The organism is Phreatobacter sp. (genome assembly GCF_052440005.1).
In the GTDB taxonomy this organism is placed as follows: domain Bacteria; phylum Pseudomonadota; class Alphaproteobacteria; order Rhizobiales; family Phreatobacteraceae; genus Phreatobacter.
In genome coordinates this window covers 1-21403 of sequence record NZ_JBQVQL010000057.1, presented here as the reverse complement: position 1 = coordinate 21403, position 21403 = coordinate 1, and the positions used below count along the sequence as shown (strand labels likewise).

Sequence of the window (21403 nt, the reverse complement as noted above, 5' to 3'; positions counted from 1 at the left end):
CGCTCCATCAGAAGTCGAAATTGATCATCTTGCGCATGACCAGGACGCCGGTCAGCATCCAGAACATGCAGACGGCCAGCAACAGCCGCCCCATGTCGGTGGTCCACAGCAGCGAGATGTATTGTGGTGTCGACAGATAGACGAAGAACATCACCGCCGGGGGGAGGCAGGCGATGATGGCGGCCGAGGACTTGGCCTCCTGCGAGAGCGCGACGATCTTCGACTTCATCTTCTTGCGGTCGCGGAGCACCTTCGAGAGGTTACCGAGGGTCTCCGAGAGATTGCCGCCGGCCTTCTGCTGGATCGAGACGACGATGCAGAAGAAGTTGGCCTCGGGCACGGGCATACGGTCGTAGAGCTTCATCACCGCCTCGTGCAGCGGAATGCCGAGGGCGGTCTGCTCGATGATGTGCCGGAACTCGGTGCGCACGGGCTCCTGGGCCTCCGTGGCGACGATGCGGATACAGTCGCCGAGCGGCAGACCCGCCTTCACGCCGCGGACGATGACGTCGACGGCATTGGCCAGCTCGTTCAGGAAGGCCGCCATGCGGCGCTTCTTCAGATGGTTGAGGATCCACTGGGGCAGGCCGAGGCCGAAGACGACGGCGGCGGCGAGGACCGCCAGCATCGGCATGCCCATGAACAGGGTGGCGAGAACGCCGCCGAGGGCCAGCCCGCCGGAGAGGATGTAGAACTGCTTCGCCGTCCACGACAGGCCGGCCTGGGCGATGCGGATCTGCAGCGGCGGCTTCGAGGACTTCTTCTGCTTGCGCTCGATCTCCTTCAGCGTGTCCTCGATGCTGACGCGCTTGGCCGAGGTGTCCTCCACCTTGGCGCGGGTCGGCCGGGCGGCGACCTGCGCCACCGCCTCGCGGCGCTGCTCGGCCTTCACCTCGCCGGAGAGCAGCGGGTAGATCAGCGCATAGGCGAGGCCGCCGGCGCAGACGATGGCGAGCCCGACGATGGCGAGGGTGTCGATTTCCGGCATGGGCTCACCTCATCGGCTCGCCGACATCCGCCGCATCGAGTGCGGCGGCCAGGCGCTTGTCCTCGTTGTAGTAGCGGGCGCGGTCCCAGAACTTCGGGCGGCCGATGCCGGTGGAGCGGTGGCGTCCGACGATCTTGCCGTCCTCGTCCTCGCCGACCATCTCGTAGACGAAGAGGTCCTGCGTGATCGGCGTCTCACCCTCGAGGCCGAGCACCTCGGTGATGTGGGTGATGCGGCGCGAACCGTCGCGCAGGCGGGCGGCCTGGACGATGACGTCGACGGAGCCGACGATGATCTCGCGGACGGTCTTGGCGGGAAGCGAATAGCCGCCCATGGCGATCATGGATTCCATGCGCGACAGGCACTCGCGCGGCGAGTTGGCGTGGATCGTTCCCATCGAGCCGTCGTGGCCCGTGTTCATGGCCTGCAGAAGGTCGAAGACCTCGGGTCCGCGAACCTCGCCGACGATGATCCGCTCGGGACGCATACGCAGGCAGTTCTTGACGAGGTCGGTCATGGTGACGCGGCCCTCGCCCTCGAGGTTGGGCGGACGCGTCTCGAGCCGCACCACGTGGGGCTGCTGCAGCTGGAGCTCCGCCGCGTCCTCGCAGGTGATGATGCGCTCGTCGGAGTCGATGTAGCGGGTCAGACAGTTGAGCAGCGTCGTCTTGCCGGAGCCGGTGCCGCCGGAGACGACGACGTTGCAGCGGACGCGGCCGATGATCTTCAGGATCTCGGCGCCTTCGGGCGAGATCGAGCCGTACTTGACCAGCTGCTCGAGGGTCAGCTTGTCCTTCTTGAACTTACGGATGGTGAGTGCGGCGCCGTCGATGGCAAGCGGCGGGGCGATGACGTTGACGCGGGAGCCGTCGGGCAGGCGCGCGTCGCAGATCGGCGAGGATTCGTCGACGCGGCGGCCGACCTGGCTGACGATACGCTGGCAGATGTTCATCAGCTGCGAGCCGTCGCGGAAACGCACGCCGGTCTTGGAGATCTTGCCGGCGACCTCGATGTAGACCGTGTTCGGGCCGTTCACCATGATGTCGGCGATGTCGTCGCGAGCCAGCAGGGGCTCGAGCGGGCCGTAGCCGAGGACGTCGTTGCAGATGTCCTCGAGCAGGTCCTCCTGCTCGGCGATGGACATCACGATGTTCTTGATCGTGATGATCTCGTTGACGATGTCGCGAATTTCCTCGCGCGCCGACTGGGCGTCCAGCTTGGCGAGCTGGGAGAGGTCGATGGCCTCGATGAGGGCGCCGAAGACCTGGCTCTTGGTCTCGTAGAAGGAGGACGAGCGCTGGCGATCCTCGGCAGGCGGCAGCGAGGACGCCGGCGACATCGGCGGCGAGGGCATGGAGGGCATGCGCGCCGGCTCGGGCGCACGCGCGGCCGCCGGCGGCGGGCTGCGTTCGAGCGTGCCGCCGCCCGAAGGGGGTTGCCGCCCGATGCCGGATCCTGAATTGCCGCGCTTGCCGAACATGCTGCCTCAGATGATTGCGGTCGACCCTCAGGCCTTCTTGCGGAGCTGGGTGAGCTTCTCGAGGAGAGGCGAGAGAGGGCCGAGAAGCCCCGGACGCGCCCGCCTGGTGTCGTGACGGCCGGTCAGCGCCAGGCCGAGATCGGTGAACTGCTGGGCGACCCGGTGGCCGGGCTCCATCTCGGCGATCATCTGGCCGTTGTTGGCGGCCGTGCCGAAGAGCTGGGGCTCGAAGCCGATGACGGCGATGGGCTCGGCCTCGAGGGCCTTGGCGAAATCCGCCGGCTTGATTTCGGGGCGCTTGGCGAGGCCGGCCTGATTGAGGATGTAGCGCGGCGGCGTGTCGTTGGGCCGGGAGGCGCGCAGGAGATCCATCAGGTTCTTGGCGTTGCGCAGGTTGGCGAGATCCGGCGCGGCGACCACGAGAATGTCGTCGGCGGTGATCAGGCAGCGCCGCGTCCAGCCGGTCCAGGCGTGCGGCAGGTCCATGACGATGGAGGGGACGCTCGCCTTCAGGATGTCGAAGAGCGGGTCGAAGGCCTCGGGGCCGAGGTCGCTGACGCGCTCCAGCGTCGCCGGGGCGGCGAGCAGCGAAAGCTTGTCCGAGCAGCGCGACAGCAGGCGGTCGACGAAGGCGGTGTCGACGCGGTCGGGCGAGAACACCGCATCGGCGATGCCCTGCGGCGGATCCTGGTTGAAGTCGAGGCCGCCGGTCCCGAAGGCGAGGTCCATGTCGGCGATGCAGGTGTCGACGCCGATGTCGCGCGAGATGGCCCAGGCGAGGTTGTGGGCGACGGTGGAGGCGCCGACGCCGCCCTTGGCGCCGATGACCGCCAGGGTGCGCCCGACGGGCTTGGCACCCTCGCTGGCATAGAGGCCGGACACCGCCCGGATGATGTCGAGGACGCCCGGCGCGCCGATCAGATATTCGCTCACGCCGCGCGCCATCAGCTCGCGGTAGAGGACGATGTCGTTGACCTGGCCGATGACGATAACCTTGGTCGTGGCATCGCAGACCTCGGCGAGCTCGTCGAGATGGCCGACGATCTCGCCCTTGCGGCCGACGGTTTCGAGGATGACGACGTTGGGGGTCGGGGCTGAGCGATAGGCCTCGACCGCGCCGGGGGCGCCGCCCATCTGCACGCGCACATGGGCCTTGTCCATGCCCCGGTCCTCGGCCGCGTCGGCGATGACGGAGGCGAGTTCCGGCGTCTCGCAGAAGGCCTGCAGCGAGATGCGGGGAACCGGCGCGATCTGTTCTGCGCCGCCGTCTGCAACCTGGATGACGTCGTCTGCCACGGCCTCAGCCTCCGCCCCGGACGGCGCTCTTGATGTCGGTGAGCGGCTGGATGGGGGTGTGAACGGTGTGGGGACCCGGCGCATCGCCGCGGCGGTAGCGGGCGATGACGGTCTGGCGGCGCGCCGCGTCCGACTGGCCCTCGGCGCGCGGATGCAGCAGGTCGTTGGGATTGGCGACCATGGCGGCCAGGTTGTGCTGGGTGGCGCAGCCGTGGTTCCAGTTCGGTCGGTTGAGGGCGCTGGTGTTGCCGGGGCCGGCGCCCATGTCCTCGGGCCACTGGCCGCACTGGGAGGTGACGTAGGCGCCCTGCGGCCCCACCACGATCGGATGGCGCAGGCGATAGTCGTGCGGATAGGGGTCGTGCATCGAGGCGACCGACTTGCAGCCGCCGAGCGCGAGAGCGAGGCCGACAAGGGCCAGCTTCGCAGTGGTGCCGAACGACATGATGCTTTCCCTCTGAATGTGCGCGCGGTCAGTCACGGATGAACCCCACCGGGCCGTTGAAGCGGCCACCCGCGGCCGGCGGCTGGCCCGAGCCGTAGATGCGGTTCAGGCGACCGATCAGGATGCCGGCCGGATCGGAGGCGTCCTGCAGATTGTCGTCGGGCCGGGCGAGCTGGTTGGCCGAGGTCGGCCGCACGATGTAGGGCGTGACCATGACCACGAGTTCGGTCTGGCCGCGCTGGTAGTCGCGCGAGCGGAACAGGGCGCCGAGCACCGGCACGTTGAGCAGACCCGGCGTGCCGGAGATGTTCTGCCGCGTCTGCTCCTGCAGCAGGCCGGCCATGACCATGGTGCCGCCGGAGGGCAGCTCGATCGTGGTGTCGGCCCGGCGGGTGCGCAGGCCACGCACCGTGACGTTGGAGAGCTGAACGGTCAGCTGGTTGTCGATCTCGCTGACCTCGACGCCGACGCGCAGGCTGATGCGGCCCTCCGAGAGGACCACGGGCGTGAAGGCGAGGCCGATACCGAAGGGCTTGAACTCGATGGTGACGTTGCCGGTGAGATCGCGGCCGGTGGGCACCGGGAACTCGCCGCCGGCCAGGAACTTGGCCTGCTCGCCGGAGATGGCCGTCAGCGTCGGCTCGGCGAGGGTGCGCACGAGGCCGTGCTCCTCGAAGGCCTGGATGGTGCTCGTGAAGACGTTGTTGCCGACGCGCGTGCCGAGGACGGCAGAGTTCGCCGGGGACGTGCCGTTGGCATTGTAGCTGCCGGAGGTGAGGAGGCCGTAGACGAAGCCGCCGGCATTGCCGAGGTTGCCGCTGGCGCCCGTCAGGGTCGAGGTCGGGTCGAAGGCCGAGAGGTTGACGCCGAGCTGCTTGATGGCGGTGCGCTGGACCTCGGAGACGGTGACCTTGAGGTGGACCTGGTCGCGGCCGCGGATGGCGATGGCGTTGACCACCTTCTTCTCGTCGCCGACCAGCTTGGTGGCGATGTCGATGGCCTGCTGGGCCTCGAGCGGGGTCATCACCTGACCGGAGACGACGACGGCGTCGGCGACCGAGCGCACGTCGATTCCGGCATGGGGCAGGGCGGCGCGCAGGGTCTGGCGCAGGCCGACGAGGTCGCGGCCCACCTCGATGTCGTAGGAGGCGATCTGCCGGCCCTCGGCGTCGAGGAAGAAGACGTTGGTCTGCCCCACGGCGACGCCGATCAGGAAGGCGCGGCGGGCCGAGCGCACCACGGCGTTGGCGATCGCCGGATTGGCGACGATGACGTCACGGGCATCGCGCGGCAGCTCGACAGGCAGCGACTTGCCGACACCGAGCGTGATGGTGTTGACCGCGCCGGGGCGCTGCTGGCGCTGCACCTGGCTCTGCTGGGCCGCGGCGGGCGGCGTGGCGAGGGCGAGAGCCGCGAGGGAGGCCAGGGCGAAGGCCAGGGGGCGGCCGGCCGTGATCGAGCAGCGCATCCGGGCGAACATGGAAGCCTCTTTCGGAACGGGGAGTTTCTGGCGCTGCATGGTCATTCCGGTGCCTGGCCGCCGACGATGGAGCGCACGCCGTGACGGACGATGCTGATGCGGCCCTCGGTGGCGCCGAACAGGGCATCGCCCGTTCCCGCGCCCTCGCCGGCGAGGTTTGAAACGGACGAATCGGCAAGGCTGCGCAGCGACAGCGAGAGCGTTCCCAGCTCGCGGGCGAGAGCGAGCGTCTCGGCCTGTCCGGGGGTGAGTTCGAGCGTGGCGGTGCGGCCGACGATGGTCTTCTCGCCGCCGCGCTCCTCGACCGTCTGGTCGACGGCGAGGACACGCACGTTGCGCAGCACGGTGGCGGTGGTGTGGGTGAGGCCCTCGGTCGCGGCGGCGGCGCCGCTGTTGCGGCGGGCGAGGATCACGTCGACGCGGTCGTTCGGCAGGATGAACGCGCCGGCGCCGCGGGACGGATCGTCGATGGGCGCGGCGATGGCGCGCATGCCCGGGGTGAGGATGGCGGACATGAAGCCACGATTGCCCTTGACCAGCCGGTTCGGCCGGATCGGCTCGCCGGGCACGAAAGTGGTCCGGACGATGGAGCCGACGACCTCGTCCATGGCGGCGGAGCCGGTGTCGCCGTTGCGCCTGACGACGAAGCTGCCGGTGCCGGCCTCCTCGGGCCAGCGGCGCCAGGTGACGTCGTTGGGCAGGATGATCTTGCCGAGCGGCAGGTCGACGTTGGCGACCAGGACCTCGACGGTCGGAATCTGGGGGGCGGGTGCAGCCACCTGCTGGGGCAGCGGGGCGGCGGGGCGGCGGCTCCCCATCATCATGGCCGCGAGGCCGCCCGCACCGAGCGCCACGGCGATGACCACCATCTGTGCAGGCTTCAGACGCATCCCACGAACCCCTGACGCGACACGGCGCAACCCGCCTTGTCTCGATCCGGATTCCATCAGGGAAAGGTCAACTTATGGTTAATCGCCGGTGAGCAAGTTGACTTAACGGATCATGACCCGCGGTCCGGCCGCCTGATCATTGCAGGGCGCCGGTCATCCAGAAGCTCTGGGGATAGACGAGCAGGCCCGCGGCGGCGAGCGCGATGCCATAGGGAATGCCGGTCTTCGCATCGGTCATGCGGGCGTACCAGCCCTCGCGCAGGAGGAAGGGCGGGTGCAGCGGCACGCCGCGCAGGGCGAGGAGGGCGACGGTCAGGAGGCCGCCGAAGAGCGAGGCATAGACGGCGTAGTCGAGAAGATGGGTCCAGCCGAGCCAGAGGGCGGTCGCGGCGGCGAGCTTGGCGTCGCCGCCACCCATCCAGCCGAAGGCGAAGCAGACGAAGCAGATGGAGAGGACGAGGAACCCGGAGGCCAGGTGCAGGCCGATGGCCTGCCAGCTCATGCCGGTGAGAAGGGCGAGCACCAGGAAACCGGCCACCAGGATCAGCGACACGCGGTTCGAGATGGTCATGGTGAAGAGATCGCTCGCCGCCGCGAACGCCATCATCGCCGGGAAGATGAGGAGAATGGCGAGCTCGAACATGGTGTCTCTTCCGCAAGGGTCGGACGACGATGCACCGGTTCCGGTTTCAAGACAGTGAATGGACGAGTCCGGCGACCGAGGTCGCGATGGCGACCAGAAGGACGGCGACCACGAGGCGGACGTCGCGGCGCGTCTCCTGGCGCAGATCGCCGAGGGCGGTGCCGTCGAGGGCCGGGCGATCGGCCGGAGGGCGCGGGGCGCGTGGGCCCGTCACTGCGTGCATCGGTGGGGCCTTCGGGAATGCCGATGGCCCGCCGGGGGGCGGGCCATCGCAGGGCGAGGAATCGCCGAGGTCACTGACCCTTCATCGTGTTGTTGATGCTGGTGAAGGTGTTGTTGACGGTGCTGCCGAGGTTGTAGACGGCGGTGATGACGACGGCGGCGATGCCGGCGGCGATCAGGCCGTATTCGATGGCGGTCGCGCCCGAGGTGTCCTGGGCGAAACGAGCGAAGAGGTTCTTCATGGCTGACTCCTAGATGTCCACGATGCGCCGTTCGGCTTTGAGGCGCTGTCCGCCGGTCACGTTGGTATGATCCGTTCGAACTGACTGGACCCTAGCAAGCACCCCTTGCCCCTTCGTTAAATCAACTTCGTGAAACGCCAAATTTCGGCAACGTATCTAATATGGTTAAAGGCTCATTTAAGCAGATTTTAAATTGCATCTCGGGCGGAAAAGTATAGTTTATTTCCATTAATACCCGGGATTACCGGCGACTACATCATGATACAGCCCAAAGTTCCCCAACGATATTCTCAGTAACTACTTAGTTCTCGACTTGTGATACACGTGACTGGAGCAGGCCGGATTCAGGACATCGCCGGATTGGGCGAGGTCCGGCGTCTGCGACGCGCAGGCGGAACGTCAGTTCGTGGCGAAGTCACCGCCGGCCCAGACTGCAGACGGCCGTGGACCGCCGCCGGCCCGCCATTGGCAATTCATTCACCATTTTCTGTTTGTCTCGGCCCATAGACAGCACCGTCTTGCCGACGAGAGTTTCGATGACAACGACGATCAGCTCCGCCTCGACGACCGGAACCCGCGCGCGGGCCGGCACGGTGGCCGCCACGGTGCTGGCGGTGCTCCTGCCCCTTCAGGCCGCCCTTGCCACCGAGACGCCGCTCGCCGGTGCCGCCTCGGGCGATGTCGCGGGCGCCGTCGCCCAGGGCATGACCGTCACCATGGATCAGGCGCGGATCATGCGCCTTCCGGCCCATGTCGCCACGCTGGTCATCGGCAATCCGCTGATCGCCGACGCGTCTGTGCAGCGCGGCGGCCTGATGGTGCTGACCGGCAAGAGCGTCGGGGCGACCAACCTCATCGCCCTGGACGCGCGCGGGGAGCCGCTTCTGACCATCCAGATCCGCGTGCGCCCGCAGAACGAGGCGGTCGTGCAGGTCTATCGCGGCGTCGAGAGGGAGACCTATTCCTGCGCACCCACGTGCGAGCGCACGATCTCTCTCGGCGATTCCAAGGCGTTCTTCGACACCGCCCTCAACAGCGCACGCACGCGCGACGGCGCGGCCTCCGGTGGCGGTGCCGCCGGGGGAGCGGCTGCCGCGCCGCGCTGACGTCGGGGTCTGCCCACGCCGTCCATGGCGACAAAATCGGCCGTCAGGGCAAGGGTTCGTCAACGGGTTTCCGCTAAGACATGCGTTCGGGACGTCCCATGGGCGTCCGGGACTAACGGAGGCTCGGGCATGTCTGCTGCGTCGGTGAGCTGTCGTCGCGCCGGCTTGCGCAAATCGGGCTGGGCGGGGCTGTTGCGCGCCGCGCTGGTGCGGCCGCGCATCGTGCGGCGCTTCCGCCGCGCGGACGACGGCGTGGCCGCCGTCGAGTTCGCCCTGGTCGCCGGCCCCTTCCTGTTCCTGCTCTTCGCCATCATCGAGATGGCCATGGTGTTCTTCGCCGGCCAGGTCCTGGAGACCGCCACCGCCAGCGCCTCGCGCCTGATCATGACCGGCCAGGCGCAGACCCGGAACTTCGACCAGGCCGCGTTCAAGAACGAGATCTGCGCCAAGACCAACGCCCTGATGAATTGCGCGGGGATTGCCGTCGACGTCAGGACCTACACGAGCTTCGGCGGCGCCAGCACCTCGAAGCCCGTCTCCTCGGGCGCGGTCAACTATTCCGGCATGGGCTACACCCAGGGCGCGGGCGGCGACATCGTCGTGGTCCGCGCCGTCTACGAGTGGCCGGTCCTGATGCCGACCTTCGGCCTCACCATCGGCGACCTGTCCAACGGCAAGCGTCTCCTGATGGCGACGGCCGCCTTCCGCAACGAGCCCTTCTGAGGAGCCGAGATGAGCTTTGCGTCTCCCCTCCGCCGGATCCGGCAGGCGGCCGAAAAGGTCCGCGACAGCCTCCATGACCTGCGGCGCGACGCCCGCGGCGTCTCGGCGGTCGAGTTCGCCCTCGTCCTGCCGCTGATGGTGACGCTCTTCCTCGCCACGGTCGAGACGACCCAGGGCCTGCAGGCCGACCGCAAGGTGTCGCTTGCGGCGCGCGCGCTCTCCGACCTGTCGTCGCAGGCCACCACCATCTCCAACAACGACATGAGCAACATCCTGGACGCGACCGCCGACGTCATCGCGCCCTTCGCCATCGGCAATGCGCAGATCGTCGTCACCGGCATCCAGACCGACATTCTCGGCGTGTCGCGCGCCGTTTGGAGCGACGCGCGCAACGCCACGCGCTACACCTGCGGCCAGACGATGAGCGTGCCGACGGAGCTGAAGCCGACGCTCGGCACGACGGGTTTCCTGGTGCTGGCCGAGATCAAGTACAGCTACACGCCGACGGTGGCCTACCTGATCTCCGGCTCGATCCTCCTGTCGGACCGGCTCTACACCCGGCCGCGCATCGGCGAATCCGTCAGCCGCACGCCGACCCAGGGAGCCGGCTGCATCTGATCTACCAGGGCGGGGCCGGGTCCCGGACCATGGGCAGGCCGAGCCGGGCGGCGATGCCGGTTGCCGCCGCCGCCGCTGTGGCAAACGTCGCCTGCAGCAGATAGCCGCCGGTGGGCGCCTCCCAGTCGAGCATCTCCCCCGCGACGAAGACGCCCGGCAGGCGCTCGAGCTCGAACCCGTCTCCAAGCGCCGCGAAGCGCACGCCGCCGGCGGTCGAGATCGCCCGGTCGAGCGGCCGGACGCCCGAGACGGCGAGCCTCGCCGCCTTGATCCGGTTCGCGAGGGCCAGCGGTTCGCGCGGCATGCCGCCCCGTTCGGTCTCGCGCAGCAGCGCGACCGCCTGCGGTGCGAGCCCGAGGCGCTTCTTCAGCGTCGCGGAGAGCGAGTCCTTCGGCCGGGCGCCGGCGAGCCGGGCAGCGACCGCATCCAGGGCCAGATCCGGTTTCAGGTCGATGGCGAGCCGCGCGCCGCCGTTTGTGGCGAGCGCCTCGCGGATCGTGGCGGAGAGCGCGTAGATCGCGCCGCCCTCCAGGCCCTCGGCAGTGATCATCGCCTCCCCGCGCACGGTCCTGTATCCGAGGGCGATCGTGACGGCCTTGAGCGGCTGGCCGGCGAAGCGGGTGGCGAAATCCGCCGTCCAGGCGATCTCGACGCCCATGTTGGCGGGGCGCAGGGGAGCGACGGCGACGCCCTGCCCCTCCAGCAGGGTCGTCCAGCCGCCGTCTGAGCCCATGCGCGGCCAGCTCGCGCCGCCGAGCGCGAGCAGGGCGGCGTCGCACGCGACCTCGGCCCGGCCCCCCGGCCCGTCGAACCGGAGCACAGGGCCCGGGCCGATGCCCACCAGGCGGTGCCGCATGACGAGGCTGACGCCGAGGCCTCCCAGGCGGGCGAGCCAGGCACGGACCAGCGGCGAGGCCTTGAAAGCGCGCGGGAAGACGCGCCCCGACGTGCCGACGAAGGTCGGCTCGCCGAGACCCTCCGCCCAGTCCCGCAACGCCGCCGGGGGATAGGCGTCGAGGGCTTGCGCCATGGGCGGCGGCAAGGCGGGGTAGCGTTCCAGGAACGCCCGGCGCGGCTCGGAATGGGTGAGGTTGAGGCCGCCGCGGCCGGCGAGCAGCAACTTTCGGGCCGGCGAGGGCATGCGGTCGTAGACGGTGACGGCGGCCCCCGCCGCGGCGAGGCGCTCGGCGGCGAAAAGGCCGGCGGGCCCCGCCCCGACGACGACGACCGCCGGCCGCCTCATCCGCCGATATGGGCCGCGACGGCCGCCCGCTGCTCCGCATCGAGGTGGAGGCCGAGCTTGGAGCGCCGCCAGAGGACGTCCTCGGCGGTCACCGCCCATTCCTCGCGCCTGAGATAGGCGATCTCGGCCTCGGTGAGCCCGCCACCGAAGTCGCGTCCGAGATCCGCCATGGTCCTGGCGCCGGCGAGGATGCGCCCCGCGCGCGTGCCATAGGCGGCGGCGAGGCGGGCGGCGGCCGCAGGATCGAGGAAGGGATGGCTGCGCCACAGGCTCTCGCCGGCGCTCACCGGCGCGTCGATGTCGATGTCGCCGCCGGGGAGCGGCGCGCCGGCCGTCCAGTCGGCCTTGCCGCGCAGGGCCGGCAGGTCCGCCGCGAGGTCGGCGAGAGCGCTGATGGCGAGACGGCGATAGGTGGTGATCTTGCCGCCAAAGACGGAAAGCAGCGGCGGCACGGCCCCGCCGCCGTCCTTGTGCAGGACGTAGTCGCGGGTCGCCTCCTGGGCGGCGGAAGCGCCGTCGTCGTAGAGCGGGCGCACGCCCGAATAGGTCCAGACGACGTCGGCGGGGGTCACGGGATCGCGGAAATACTCGCTCGCCGCCGCGCAGAGATAGGCGATCTCGGCCTCGCTCGCCTTCACCGCGCCGGGGTCGCCGGCATAGTCCTGGTCGGTGGTGCCGATGAGGGTGAAGTCGCGCTCGTAGGGGATGGCGAAGATGATGCGGTTGTCGGCGTTCTGGAAGATGTAGGCGCGGTCGTGGTCGTAGAGCTTGCGCACGACGATGTGCGAGCCCTGGACGAGCCTGACCCGCGCCGGCGGCGTGGTCTGCGCCGCACCGGTGAGGAAGCTCTCGACCCAGGGGCCGGCGGCGTTGACCACTGCCCGGGCCGTGACGGTCTCCGTGCCGCCACGGAGGCGGTCCTCGATAGTGACATGCCAGAGCCCACCCTCGCGGCGCGCCGCTGTCGCGCGCGTGCGGGTGCGGACGATGGCGCCACGGTCGGCGGCATCGCGGGCGTTGAGCACTACGAGGCGCGAATCGTCGACGCGGCAATCGGAATATTCGAACGCCTTGCCGTAGCCGGTCTTCAGAGGCTTGCCGGCGGCATTCGTCGCGAGGTCCAGCGTGCGGGTCGCCCAGAGGCGCTTGCGGCCGCCGAGATGGTCGTAGAGGAACAGGCCGAGGCGCAGCAGCCAGGCCGGGCGCAGCCCCTCGTGGTGCGGCAGCACGAAGCGCAGGGGACGGATGATGTGCGGCGCGATGCCCCACAGCACCTCGCGCTCGATCAGCGCCTCGCGCACCAGGCGGAACTCGTAGTGCTCGAGATAGCGCAGGCCGCCGTGGATCAGCTTGGTGGACCAGGACGAGGTGGCGCTGGCGAGGTCGTCCTGCTCGACCAGCATGACGGAAGCGCCGCGGCCTGCCGCGTCGCGGGCGATGCCAGCCCCGTTGATGCCTCCGCCGACCACCAGCAGGTCGACCGTCGTCCCGGTCATGCCATTCCCCACGCGCGCGTTCGGCCCTCCGTCTGACGCCTTTTGGCTTCCGCCGCAAGGCCGGGAGGTGGCACAATGGACGCAATCCGGCAGCGGCCGAGCCGCGCCTTGCATGAGGAAACGCGCATGCCCTCCGATCGGCACCATCCCGTCATCGTCGCCATCGACCAGGGCACGACCTCCTCCCGCGCCATCGTCTTCAGCACGCGGCTGGAGGTGCTGGCCGTGGCGCAGCGCGAGTTCACCCAGCACTTCCCGGCCTCCGGCTGGGTCGAGCACGATCCGGAGGAGATCTGGACGAGCGTGGTGGAGACGACGCGCGAGGCGCTGGCGAAGGCCGGGGTTACCGCCGCGGATGTCGCCGGCATCGGGATCACCAACCAGCGGGAGACCGTGGTGGTGTGGGACCGGGCGACGGGAGAGCCCCTTCACCGCGCCATCGTCTGGCAGGACCGGCGCACGTCTGCCGCCTGCGCAAGACTGCGGGACGAGGGCCATGAGGCCCTGGTGCAGGCGCGCTCCGGCCTCGTCATCGACCCCTATTTCTCCGGCACGAAGCTCGCCTGGATTCTCGACACGGTGCCGGGCGCACGGGAGAAGGCGGAGCGCGGCGAACTCGCCTTCGGCACGATCGACTGTTTCCTCCTGTGGCGGCTGACCGGCGGGCGGGTGCATGCCACCGACGCCACCAACGCCGCGCGCACCATGTTGTTCGACATCCATCGGGGTGTCTGGGACGACGACCTCTGCCGGCTTCTCCAGGTGCCGATGGCCATGCTGCCCAAGGTGATGGATTGCGCCGCAGCTTTCGGGGCCACCGACCCTGAGCTCTTCGGCGGCCCCATCGCGGTCGGCGGGATGGCCGGCGACCAGCAGGCGGCGACCGTGGGCCAGGCCTGTTTCGCGCCGGGCATGATGAAGTCGACCTACGGCACCGGCTGCTTCGCCCTGCTGAACACGGGCACCGAGGCCGTGACCTCGCGCAACAAGCTGCTCACCACCATCGCCTACCAGCTCGGCGGCAAGCGCACCTATGCGCTTGAGGGCTCCATCTTCGTCGCCGGGGCCGCGGTGCAATGGCTGCGCGACGGGCTCGGCATCGTGAAGATGGCGGGGGAAACCGGAGCACTCGCCGCCGCCTCGGACCCGAACCAGGAGGTCATCCTCGTTCCCGCCTTCGTCGGCCTCGGCGCGCCCTACTGGGACGCCGACTGCCGCGGTGCCATTTTCGGGCTGACGCGCGGCACGGGGCCGAAGGAGATGGCGCGGGCTGCGCTCGAAAGCGTCTGCTTCCAGACCGCCGACCTCCTCGGCGCCATGAAGGCGGACTGGCCGGGGGCGGGCTCCTCCGGCACGGTGCTCAGGGTCGACGGGGGCATGGTCGCCTCCGACTGGACGATGCAGCGTCTCGCCGACCTGCTCGATGCGCCGGTGGACCGGCCGAAGGTGCTGGAGACGACGGCGCTGGGGGCGGCCTATCTCGCGGGCCTGTCGCAGGGCGTCTGCCCGGAGCCGGCGGAGTTCGCGCGGAGCTGGGCGCTCGATCGGCGCTTCTCGCCCGCCATGGACGCCGCGACGCGCGAGGACAAGCTTGCGCGCTGGAAGGACGCGGTGGCGCGCACGCTGACCCGGCGGTGAGGCGCCGATGGCCGTCACCGCCCTCTCCGTCATGGCCGGGCTTGTCCCGGCCATGCGCGACTTGAACACACGGCTCGCAGCAAATTCGTGGATGCCCGGCACAAGGCCGGGCATGACGCGGAGGGATAGGTGCCGGCCGCCGCGGAGGGCGGTCCGGAGCGAGTTCAGCTCAGATCGAAGGGCACGACCTTGCGCCGGTCGGTCGGCACCCGGATCTCCCGGTCGATGGGCGGCACGGCGCGCTGGTGGCAGTTGGCGCGCTCGCATATGCGGCAGGAGACGCCGATCTTCGCCACGTTGGCGTCGGCCTTGAGGTCGATGCCCTCGGAATAGACGATCTCGCCGGCATAGGAGATCTCGCAGCCAAGGCCGAAGGCGTAGCGGCGCACCGGGGCGCGCCAGTGGGCCGCGCCCTTGGTGACGGCGCGGGCGAGGGAGAGATAGCGCGTGCCGTCCGGCATCTCGGCAACCTGGACGAAGGTGCGCCCCGCCTGCTCGAAGGCCTCGTGCACGTTCCACAGCGGGCAGGCGCCGCCGAACCTCGCGAACTGGAAGCGCGTCGCCGAGTGGCGCTTGATGACGTTGCCGGCGCGGTCGACCTTGACGAAGTAGAAGGGGATGCCGCGCTGGCCGGCGCGCTGCAGCGTCGAGAGGCGGTGGCAGACCTGTTCGAGGCTGGCGCCGAATATGCGGCCGAGCCAGTCGAGGTCGTGGCGCGTCTCCTTGGCGGCGGCGAGGAAGCGCCGGTAGGGCAGCAGGAGCGCGCCGGCAAAGTAGTTGGCCAGCGCCACGCGGCCGATGTCCGCCGCGGCGCGCGAGCGGAAGCCGGCCGCCGAGACGATGGCCGCCAGGGTGTCGGCCTGTTCCAGCCGGGCGATGCGGTTGGCGAGCAGGAAGGCGCGGGTGGAGGAATCGAGCGAGCCGTCGAGCGCGACGATGTTGGGCCCCGCCTCGTAGCGCTCGAGCACGTCGTCGCCGAGGCTGGCATTGGCGTCGACGTTGAGGCCATGGCGGGCGGCGAGATAGCCGGCGAGAACCTGGACACGATCGCTGGCGGCGGCGAGGCCCAGCCGCTCCGCCAGATCCTCTCCGGCGCGGTCGAGGTCGTCGACATAGTTGTCGACGTAGTGGAAATAGTCACGCACCTCTTCATAGGGCAGCAGGGCGCCGGCGGTCTCCTCGCCCGAGGGCGGCAGGATGGGCGCGTCGCCGGCCGCCTGCAGGCGCTCGCCGAGGCGGCGGGCCGTCTGGTGCATGCGCAGGAAGGCGCGGGCGAAGGCGGGGCTGTCGGAGGCGACGCGCTTCAGGTCCTGGAGGCTGGGGGTCGTGTCGGTGAGCAGGGGGTCGGCCGCGGCCTCGCGCAGGTCGGTGACCAGACGGTCGGTGTCGTCGGTCGCGAAGGTCGCGAGGTCGACGCCGAAGGTCTGGCCGAGGGCGACGAGCACGCTGGCCGTCACCGGCCGCTGGTTGTTCTCGATCTGGTTGAGATAGCTGACGGACAGGCCGAGGCGCTGGGAAAAGGCCGTCTGGGTGAGGCGCGTCTCCTCGCGCAGCCGGCGCAGCGCGGGACCGACGAAGACTTTGCGCGACATGGAACCCCTCGTCCGCCTTGTTCTTTCGTCCTAGGCTAAACCACATTGGCCTAAAGGTGTAGATGCAAAAATTTCGCAATTTCGCAGCATGACATTTCGCATTTTGACGACGGCCACCCCGGTGCTAGCGTCCCGGCCAAGCAAGATCGGATCAACCGGCGCGCCACAGGGCCCTTGGAGGAACCGAACATGACCGCCGACACTTCCGTCCGTGAGACGTTGCACTTCGCCGTCCGCCACGCCTTCCCCATCGTCGCCGAGACCATCGAAGCACTCGTCCGGGCCAGCCATCCGGGCGCGCTCGCGACCGACCCCGCCAAGGCGAGCCTGGTGATCGCGAGCCTTTCCGACCTCGACACCCTCGACCTCGCCGAGGGTGCCCGCGTCGCCGTCCTGATCGACCATGCCGATCGCCGTCCGGTGCAGGAGGCGCGCGCCCGCGGCGCCGTGGCCGCCCTTCCGCTCGACCTGCCGGCCGACCACCTGCGCGCCGCCCTCGGCAGCGTGCTCGCCCAGCGCACCTGGTGGCCGGTGGTGACCGCCATCGACCCTGAGGGCGACCTCTCCTCCTCCCGCAAGCTCGACGCGCTGTCGGGCCAGCAGTTCAAGGTCCTCGACCTGATGAGCCGCGGCCGCCTCAACAAGCAGATCGCCTACGACCTCGGCATCTCCGAGGGGACCGTGAAGTCGCACGTCTCCTCGATCCTGCGGAAGCTCGGCGTCGAGCGCCGCACCCAGGCCATCGCCACCTTCATCACGGCCCACGAGGCCAGCGCCCGCATGCCGGTCCGCGGTGTTCCGGACGGCGCCGCCGCCCACCTGTCGCGCGCCACCCACGCGGCGCGCTGAAGCGCTCATCATCCCTGATGGATTGTCGGACGCCGCTACCCTAGGGTGGCGGCGTTCGCGTTCACACCGTCGAGGATCGCCATGACCGCAAGGCTCGCCACCGCCGCCCTCTTCCTCGTCGCCACCACCGCAGGCGTCGCCGCCCAGAACTACGACGGCTGGGCGTGCCGCGACCTGTGGATGGAGCGCAACCAGATCTACAAGGATGCCGGCTACTGCTTCAGCACGCCGCGGGCGGTCCGCACCTTCGGCAATGCCGGCTGCGCCTACGACCGGCAGGGCGACGTGCCGCTTTCGAACACCCAGCGCCGGATCATCCAGGCCATCATCCGGGCCGAACGGCTCAACGGCTGCACCGACTGACGACGGTGGGCCCGTCCCGCCGCACCGTCCTCGCCGCGCTGGCGGCGCCGCTCCTGGTGCCGAGGCTCGCGTCGGCCGACGAGGGAGAGCGCCTCGGCCGCCTCGTCGCCGCCTATCCCGACCACCTCGCCCGGATCGACGGCGGCGATCTCGTCTGGCGGGACGGCACGCGCATGCCGTCGGGCGCCGGGCGCCCGGAACGCCCTTTCGAAGCGATGCTGCGCGACGCGACTCTCGCCGACCAGGTGCGACAGACCTATGTGTCCGGCCCGCCCGCCGGGCCGCCCGCCCGCGACCACAGCCCGGGGCGGCTGCGCAACACCGCCTTCTTCGTGAAGATGTACGGCGACTGCCGGCGCGGCGGTGCGGCCGGCCGCCACCGCACCGTCACCTGGATGCCGAAGACGCGGCCACAGCCGCTGCCGGTGACCACGGTGAACGACGTGGCGTCCCGGCTGGAGCGCGTCGTCGCCGATCTCGAGGGTCTGCCCGACAGGCTGAAGGCCTATCTCGTCCCCTCCGCCGGCACCTTCAACTGCCGGGCGGTCGCGGACACCGGCCTTCTGAGCATGCACGCCTATGCGGCCGCCATCGATCTCAACGTCACCCACTCCGACTACTGGTCATGGGCCCGGGCGCGCGGCGACATCCCCTATCGCAACCGCATTCCCTTTGCGATCGCCGAGGTGTTCGAGGCCCAGCGCTTCATCTGGGGCGGCAAGTGGTATCACTACGACACCATGCATTTCGAATACCGGCCCGAGCTGATCGGCGGGTCCTAGCGCTCCCAGGCCATCTTGCCGCCATAGGCCATCATCACGACGCCGGTGCCCAGGGCGAGAACGCGGCCCGCGGCGCCGGGCCGGCGGGCGAAGGGCAGGGTCCTCAGCGCGACGCCGAGGGTGACGTAGTAGAGCGTCGACATGGCGAACATCACGCCGACGCCGGCGAGGCCGATGGCGAGCGGCTGCTCGGCGAGGCGCGTCACGGCGAAGAGCGAGGAGACGAAGACGAGGCTCTTCGGATTGCCGAGCGCCGTGGCGAGGCCGGTGAGGAAGGCGCGGCGGGGCGTGAGCATGGCGGCGGGCGCCCGGGCGGTTTCCGGCGGGGCGGTGAGGTTACGGCGGATGAGGCCGAGGCCCATCCAGGCGAGATAGAGGCCGCCGGCCACCTTCACCGCCATGGCTGCGGCAGGGAAGAGCTCGAAAAGCCAGAACAGGCCGAAGAGACCGGCGAGGCCCCAGCAGGCGGTTCCGATCAGGATCGCGGCGGCGGTGGCCACGACGGAAGGGGTGGGCGAGGACAGGCCGACCGCCATGAACAGGATCATGTTCGGGCCAGGCGTGATGACGGCGATGAGCCAGAGGCCGGCGAGGGCGAGGAGCGTGTCGGCGGGGGTCATGAGGATCTTCAGTGATGCTGCGCCAGACTAGCGACAGGCTTGCACCTTGTCCCATGAGGATCAGGATTGCCCGGCGGAAAGTGCGTCCTTCGAGGCTCGCTACGCTCGCACCTCAGGATGAGGACGGTGGCGCTTGGCACCGGAGGTCCCGTGACAACGCCGCGTGGCGTCTCCCAGACCGTACCCACGTCCCCAGGTGCAGGACACCCACATCCTCATCCTGAGGTGCGAGCTCCGGCGATGCGTCAGCATCGCCCGGCGGCGAGCCTCGAAGGACGCACTTTCCGGCGGGCGAGCCGATGAACGCCCGCATTGCGACCGCGGCAGCCCCCTCAGACGGCGATCCCGTCCATGCGGATGGGGAGGCCCGCGGCCTTCATGTGCCGCTTCACCTCACCGATGGTGAAGGTGCCGAAGTGGAAGACGGATGCCGCCAGCACGCCCGTGGCGCCGCCAACCGCGACCCCGTCGACGAAATGGTCGAGCGCCCCGACGCCGCCCGAGGCGATGACCGGGACCGGCACGGCGTCGGCGACGGCGCGGGTCAGCTTCAGGTCGAAGCCGGATTTGGTGCCGTCGCGGTCCATGGAGGTGAGGAGGATCTCGCCGGCGCCGAGCGACACCACCTCGCGGGCATAGGCGACGGCGTCGATGCCGGTGGGTTTGCGGCCGCCGTGGGTGAAGATCTCCCAGCGGTCCGGTTCGCCGTCCGCCGATACGCGCTTGGCGTCGATGGCCACCACGATGCACTGGTTGCCGAACTTGTCGGCGGCGCGGCCGACGAAGGCGCGGTCATTCACCGCCGCGGTGTTGATCGACACCTTGTCGGCCCCGGAAACCAGCAGGGCGCGGATGTCGTCGACCGTACGCACGCCGCCGCCAACGGTGAGCGGCATGAAGCAGGCCTCCGCCGTGCGCGTCACCACGTCGAACATGGTGCGGCGGTCGTCGCTGCTGGCGGTGATGTCGAGGAAGGTGAGCTCGTCGGCGCCTGCCGCGTCATAGGCCTTGGCGGCCTCGACGGGATCGCCGGCATCGATCAGGTCGACGAACTGCACGCCCTTGACGACACGGCCGTCCTTGACGTCGAGGCAGGGGATGATGCGCACCTTGAAGGTCATGCGGCGCGTGCTCCGCGGATCAGGGCGATGGCCTCTGCCGGGTCGAGCCGGCCGTCATAGAGCGCCTTGCCGGTGATGGCGCCCTCCAGTTTCGCCGCGCGCGGCGTCAGGAGCTGGCGCACGTCGTCGAGGGAGGCGAGGCCGCCCGAGGCGATCACGGGGATCGAGACGGCCTCGGCGAGGGCGATGGTGCCGTCCCAGTCGATGCCGGTCAGCATGCCGTCGCGGGCGATGTTGGTGTAGACGATGGCGGCGACGCCGGCGTCCTCGAAACGGCGGGCGAGGTCGTGGGCGGCGAGCGTCGAGGTCTCGGCCCAGCCCTCCACGGCGACCCAGCCGTCGCGGGCGTCGATGCCGACGGCCACCTGGCCGGGGAAAGCCTTGGCCGCGCTCTTCACGAAGTCCGGATCGCGCACCGCCGCGGTGCCGATGATCACCCGGGAGACGCCCTTGGCGAGCCAGCCCTCGACCGTCTTCATGTCGCGGATGCCGCCGCCGAGCTGGACGGGAAAGGTGGTGGCGGCGCGGATCGCTTCCACCGCTGCCGCGTTGACCGGCTTGCCGGCGAAGGCGCCGTCGAGGTCGACGACGTGGAGATAGTCGAAGCCCTGCGCCTCGAAGGCGCGCGCCTGGGCGGCGGGATCGTCGGCATAGACGGTCGCCTGGTCCATGTCGCCCTGGCGCAGGCGGACGCAGCGGCCCTCCTTCAGGTCGATGGCGGGAAAGAGCCTCATGATGCGGTCTCGACGGCGGGGTGACGACCGAGCCGGGCCTTGTTCAGCCCGTCATCCCCGGCCGAGTGAAGCGAGGGGAAGGGGATCCAGGAGTTGACGGGTGCATATGCCGGGAGCGGGATCAATCCATGTCTGGACCCCCTTCCCTCGCCCTTCGGGCTCGCCGGGGGTGACGGACAGCGTAACTCCATGCTCACGGCCGCCACTCCAGGAAATTGCCGATCAGCGACAGGCCCAGGGTCTGGCTCTTCTCGGGGTGGAACTGCGTACCGACCATGGTGTCGCGGGCGATCATGGCGGTGACGCGCGTGCCGTAGTCGGCCTCGGCGAGGACGACGTCGGCGGCAGTGGCGGTGAGGTGATAGGAGTGCACGAAATAGGCGTGCAGCCCGTCGGGGCCGGTGGGAATGCCGGCGAGCACGGGATGGTCGCGCGTCACGTTCAGCGTGTTCCAGCCCATGTGGGGGATTTTCAGGCTCGCATCCGCCGGGCGGATCAGGTCGATGTCGCCGGGCACCCAGCCGAGGCCGGCGGAGGTCTCCTTCTCGAGGCCGCGGCCGGCCATGAGCTGCATGCCCACGCAGATGCCGAGGAAGGGGCGGCCGCGGCCGCGCACGGCCTCCGTCATGGCCTCCACCATGCCGGGCACGCCGACGAGGCCGCGCTTGCAGTCGGCGAAGGCGCCCACGCCCGGCAGGACGATGCGGTCCGCCTTGCGGACGAGATCGGGATCGGCGGTGACGACGACCGGCGCGTTGAGGCCGCGCTCGCGGGCCATGCGCTCGAAGGCCTTCTGCGCCGAGTGCAGATTGCCCGAGCCGTAATCGACGAT

23 protein-coding genes are annotated in these 21403 nt (G+C 69.8%); 7 read left to right on the top strand and 16 right to left on the bottom strand.

Annotated elements, in window-relative coordinates; genetic code table 11:
- Window positions 1–7: 7 nt before the first annotated feature.
- The 9 genes from ACT6XY_RS14590 to ACT6XY_RS14550 all read right to left on the bottom strand — a co-directional run bounded on the left by ACT6XY_RS14590 (window position 8) and on the right by ACT6XY_RS14550 (window position 7686).
- Entirely contained in the window at window positions 8–988 is a 981-nt protein-coding gene (locus ACT6XY_RS14590; RefSeq protein ID WP_444749051.1) for a type II secretion system F family protein, read from the bottom strand.
- Between the two features lie 4 nt (window positions 989–992).
- Window positions 993–2468, bottom strand: a complete 1476-nt coding sequence (locus ACT6XY_RS14585) for a CpaF family protein (protein ID WP_444749050.1) — start codon at window positions 2466–2468, stop codon at window positions 993–995.
- A 27-nt stretch (window positions 2469–2495) separates the two neighbouring features.
- The gene (locus ACT6XY_RS14580; protein WP_444749049.1) at window positions 2496–3764 is read right to left on the bottom strand and encodes an AAA family ATPase; all 1269 of its coding nucleotides are present in this window, start codon (window positions 3762–3764) and stop codon (window positions 2496–2498) included.
- Between the two features lie 4 nt (window positions 3765–3768).
- The gene (locus ACT6XY_RS14575; protein WP_444749048.1) at window positions 3769–4209 is read right to left on the bottom strand and encodes a CpaD family pilus assembly lipoprotein; all 441 of its coding nucleotides are present in this window, start codon (window positions 4207–4209) and stop codon (window positions 3769–3771) included.
- Window positions 4210–4237: 28 nt separating this feature from the next.
- Window positions 4238–5689 carry a type II and III secretion system protein family protein gene (locus ACT6XY_RS14570; protein ID WP_444749047.1) on the bottom strand — a complete coding sequence of 484 codons (1452 nt, stop codon included), beginning with the start codon at window positions 5687–5689 and terminating at the stop codon, window positions 4238–4240.
- A 41-nt stretch (window positions 5690–5730) separates the two neighbouring features.
- A complete protein-coding gene (gene cpaB, locus ACT6XY_RS14565) occupies window positions 5731–6579 on the bottom strand; it encodes a Flp pilus assembly protein CpaB (protein WP_444749046.1) in 849 nt (282 codons plus the stop codon).
- Window positions 6580–6715: 136 nt separating this feature from the next.
- Window positions 6716–7222, bottom strand: a complete 507-nt coding sequence (locus ACT6XY_RS14560; RefSeq protein ID WP_444749045.1) for an A24 family peptidase — start codon at window positions 7220–7222, stop codon at window positions 6716–6718.
- A gap of 46 nt (window positions 7223–7268) precedes the next feature.
- Window positions 7269–7445 carry a hypothetical protein gene (locus ACT6XY_RS14555; RefSeq protein ID WP_444749044.1) on the bottom strand — a complete coding sequence of 59 codons (177 nt, stop codon included), beginning with the start codon at window positions 7443–7445 and terminating at the stop codon, window positions 7269–7271.
- A 70-nt stretch (window positions 7446–7515) separates the two neighbouring features.
- Entirely contained in the window at window positions 7516–7686 is a 171-nt protein-coding gene (locus ACT6XY_RS14550; protein WP_444749043.1) for a Flp family type IVb pilin, read from the bottom strand.
- 536 nt (window positions 7687–8222) lie between these two features.
- Between ACT6XY_RS14550 and ACT6XY_RS14545 the strand changes: the two genes are divergently transcribed.
- From ACT6XY_RS14545 to ACT6XY_RS14535, 3 genes are all read left to right on the top strand, one after another.
- The gene (locus ACT6XY_RS14545) at window positions 8223–8792 is read left to right on the top strand and encodes a pilus assembly protein N-terminal domain-containing protein (RefSeq protein ID WP_444749042.1); all 570 of its coding nucleotides are present in this window, start codon (window positions 8223–8225) and stop codon (window positions 8790–8792) included.
- Between the two features lie 129 nt (window positions 8793–8921).
- The gene (locus tag ACT6XY_RS14540; RefSeq protein ID WP_444749041.1) at window positions 8922–9515 is read left to right on the top strand and encodes a TadE/TadG family type IV pilus assembly protein; all 594 of its coding nucleotides are present in this window, start codon (window positions 8922–8924) and stop codon (window positions 9513–9515) included.
- A 9-nt stretch (window positions 9516–9524) separates the two neighbouring features.
- Entirely contained in the window at window positions 9525–10133 is a 609-nt protein-coding gene (locus tag ACT6XY_RS14535) for a TadE/TadG family type IV pilus assembly protein (protein ID WP_444749040.1), read from the top strand.
- A gap of 1 nt (window position 10134) precedes the next feature.
- Here the strand turns inward: ACT6XY_RS14535 and ACT6XY_RS14530 are convergent, their stop codons facing one another.
- Window positions 10135–11376 carry a TIGR03862 family flavoprotein gene (locus ACT6XY_RS14530; RefSeq protein WP_444749039.1) on the bottom strand — a complete coding sequence of 414 codons (1242 nt, stop codon included), beginning with the start codon at window positions 11374–11376 and terminating at the stop codon, window positions 10135–10137.
- Window positions 11373–12872 (bottom strand): glycerol-3-phosphate dehydrogenase, encoded by a 1500-nt coding sequence (gene glpD, locus ACT6XY_RS14525; protein WP_444749038.1) that lies wholly within the window; start codon window positions 12870–12872, stop codon window positions 11373–11375. Before glpD ends, ACT6XY_RS14530 begins: the two co-directional genes overlap by 4 nt.
- Before the next feature lie 126 nt (window positions 12873–12998).
- Here glpD and glpK point away from each other — a divergent pair, with 126 nt between their 5' ends.
- On the top strand, window positions 12999–14510 hold the full coding sequence (glpK, locus tag ACT6XY_RS14520) for a glycerol kinase GlpK (protein ID WP_444749037.1): 1512 nt from the start codon (window positions 12999–13001) through the stop codon (window positions 14508–14510).
- A gap of 164 nt (window positions 14511–14674) precedes the next feature.
- Here glpK and ACT6XY_RS14515 read toward each other — a convergent pair whose 3' ends face one another.
- The gene (locus ACT6XY_RS14515) at window positions 14675–16102 is read right to left on the bottom strand and encodes a helix-turn-helix domain-containing protein (protein WP_444749036.1); all 1428 of its coding nucleotides are present in this window, start codon (window positions 16100–16102) and stop codon (window positions 14675–14677) included.
- Between the two features lie 189 nt (window positions 16103–16291).
- On the opposite strand from ACT6XY_RS14515, the gene ACT6XY_RS14510 reads away from it, so the two are divergent.
- From ACT6XY_RS14510 to ACT6XY_RS14500, 3 genes are all read left to right on the top strand, one after another.
- Entirely contained in the window at window positions 16292–16951 is a 660-nt protein-coding gene (locus tag ACT6XY_RS14510; protein WP_444749035.1) for a LuxR C-terminal-related transcriptional regulator, read from the top strand.
- 81 nt (window positions 16952–17032) lie between these two features.
- Complete coding sequence (locus tag ACT6XY_RS14505; protein WP_444749034.1) at window positions 17033–17314, top strand: YARHG domain-containing protein; 282 nt, start codon at window positions 17033–17035, stop codon at window positions 17312–17314.
- 5 nt (window positions 17315–17319) lie between these two features.
- Window positions 17320–18096, top strand: coding sequence for a M15 family metallopeptidase (locus tag ACT6XY_RS14500; protein WP_444749033.1), 777 nt, complete (start codon window positions 17320–17322; stop codon window positions 18094–18096).
- Here the strand turns inward: ACT6XY_RS14500 and ACT6XY_RS14495 are convergent.
- The 4 genes from ACT6XY_RS14495 to hisH form a co-directional block, all read right to left on the bottom strand.
- Entirely contained in the window at window positions 18093–18716 is a 624-nt protein-coding gene (locus ACT6XY_RS14495; RefSeq protein WP_444749032.1) for a LysE family translocator, read from the bottom strand. The two genes, ACT6XY_RS14500 and ACT6XY_RS14495, sit on opposite strands and share 4 nt — an antisense overlap.
- A gap of 332 nt (window positions 18717–19048) precedes the next feature.
- Window positions 19049–19837, bottom strand: a complete 789-nt coding sequence (gene hisF, locus ACT6XY_RS14490; protein ID WP_444749031.1) for an imidazole glycerol phosphate synthase subunit HisF — start codon at window positions 19835–19837, stop codon at window positions 19049–19051.
- Window positions 19834–20571, bottom strand: coding sequence for a 1-(5-phosphoribosyl)-5-[(5-phosphoribosylamino)methylideneamino]imidazole-4-carboxamide isomerase (gene hisA / locus ACT6XY_RS14485; protein ID WP_444749030.1), 738 nt, complete (start codon window positions 20569–20571; stop codon window positions 19834–19836). The genes hisF and hisA overlap by 4 nt, the downstream gene beginning before the upstream one ends.
- Before the next feature lie 193 nt (window positions 20572–20764).
- The coding region (gene hisH / locus ACT6XY_RS14480) for an imidazole glycerol phosphate synthase subunit HisH (protein WP_444749029.1) at window positions 20765–21403 on the bottom strand (639 nt) is incomplete at its 5' end.

Coding starts and splice junctions, on each gene's coding strand:
- ACT6XY_RS14590 (WP_444749051.1), bottom strand. CDS start 988: ATGCCGGAAATCGACACCCTCGCCATCGTCGGGCTCGCCATCGTCTGC.
- ACT6XY_RS14585 (WP_444749050.1), bottom strand. CDS start 2,468: ATGTTCGGCAAGCGCGGCAATTCAGGATCCGGCATCGGGCGGCAACCC.
- ACT6XY_RS14575 (WP_444749048.1), bottom strand. CDS start 4,209: ATGTCGTTCGGCACCACTGCGAAGCTGGCCCTTGTCGGCCTCGCTCTC.
- ACT6XY_RS14570 (WP_444749047.1), bottom strand. CDS start 5,689: ATGTTCGCCCGGATGCGCTGCTCGATCACGGCCGGCCGCCCCCTGGCC.
- cpaB (WP_444749046.1), bottom strand. CDS start 6,579: ATGCGTCTGAAGCCTGCACAGATGGTGGTCATCGCCGTGGCGCTCGGT.
- ACT6XY_RS14560 (WP_444749045.1), bottom strand. CDS start 7,222: ATGTTCGAGCTCGCCATTCTCCTCATCTTCCCGGCGATGATGGCGTTC.
- ACT6XY_RS14555 (WP_444749044.1), bottom strand. CDS start 7,445: ATGCACGCAGTGACGGGCCCACGCGCCCCGCGCCCTCCGGCCGATCGC.
- ACT6XY_RS14550 (WP_444749043.1), bottom strand. CDS start 7,686: ATGAAGAACCTCTTCGCTCGTTTCGCCCAGGACACCTCGGGCGCGACC.
- ACT6XY_RS14545 (WP_444749042.1), top strand. CDS start 8,223: ATGACAACGACGATCAGCTCCGCCTCGACGACCGGAACCCGCGCGCGG.
- ACT6XY_RS14540 (WP_444749041.1), top strand. CDS start 8,922: ATGTCTGCTGCGTCGGTGAGCTGTCGTCGCGCCGGCTTGCGCAAATCG.
- ACT6XY_RS14535 (WP_444749040.1), top strand. CDS start 9,525: ATGAGCTTTGCGTCTCCCCTCCGCCGGATCCGGCAGGCGGCCGAAAAG.
- ACT6XY_RS14530 (WP_444749039.1), bottom strand. CDS start 11,376: ATGAGGCGGCCGGCGGTCGTCGTCGTCGGGGCGGGGCCCGCCGGCCTT.
- glpD (WP_444749038.1), bottom strand. CDS start 12,872: ATGACCGGGACGACGGTCGACCTGCTGGTGGTCGGCGGAGGCATCAAC.
- glpK (WP_444749037.1), top strand. CDS start 12,999: ATGCCCTCCGATCGGCACCATCCCGTCATCGTCGCCATCGACCAGGGC.
- ACT6XY_RS14515 (WP_444749036.1), bottom strand. CDS start 16,102: ATGTCGCGCAAAGTCTTCGTCGGTCCCGCGCTGCGCCGGCTGCGCGAG.
- ACT6XY_RS14510 (WP_444749035.1), top strand. CDS start 16,292: ATGACCGCCGACACTTCCGTCCGTGAGACGTTGCACTTCGCCGTCCGC.
- ACT6XY_RS14505 (WP_444749034.1), top strand. CDS start 17,033: ATGACCGCAAGGCTCGCCACCGCCGCCCTCTTCCTCGTCGCCACCACC.
- ACT6XY_RS14495 (WP_444749032.1), bottom strand. CDS start 18,716: ATGACCCCCGCCGACACGCTCCTCGCCCTCGCCGGCCTCTGGCTCATC.
- hisF (WP_444749031.1), bottom strand. CDS start 19,837: ATGACCTTCAAGGTGCGCATCATCCCCTGCCTCGACGTCAAGGACGGC.
- hisA (WP_444749030.1), bottom strand. CDS start 20,571: ATGAGGCTCTTTCCCGCCATCGACCTGAAGGAGGGCCGCTGCGTCCGC.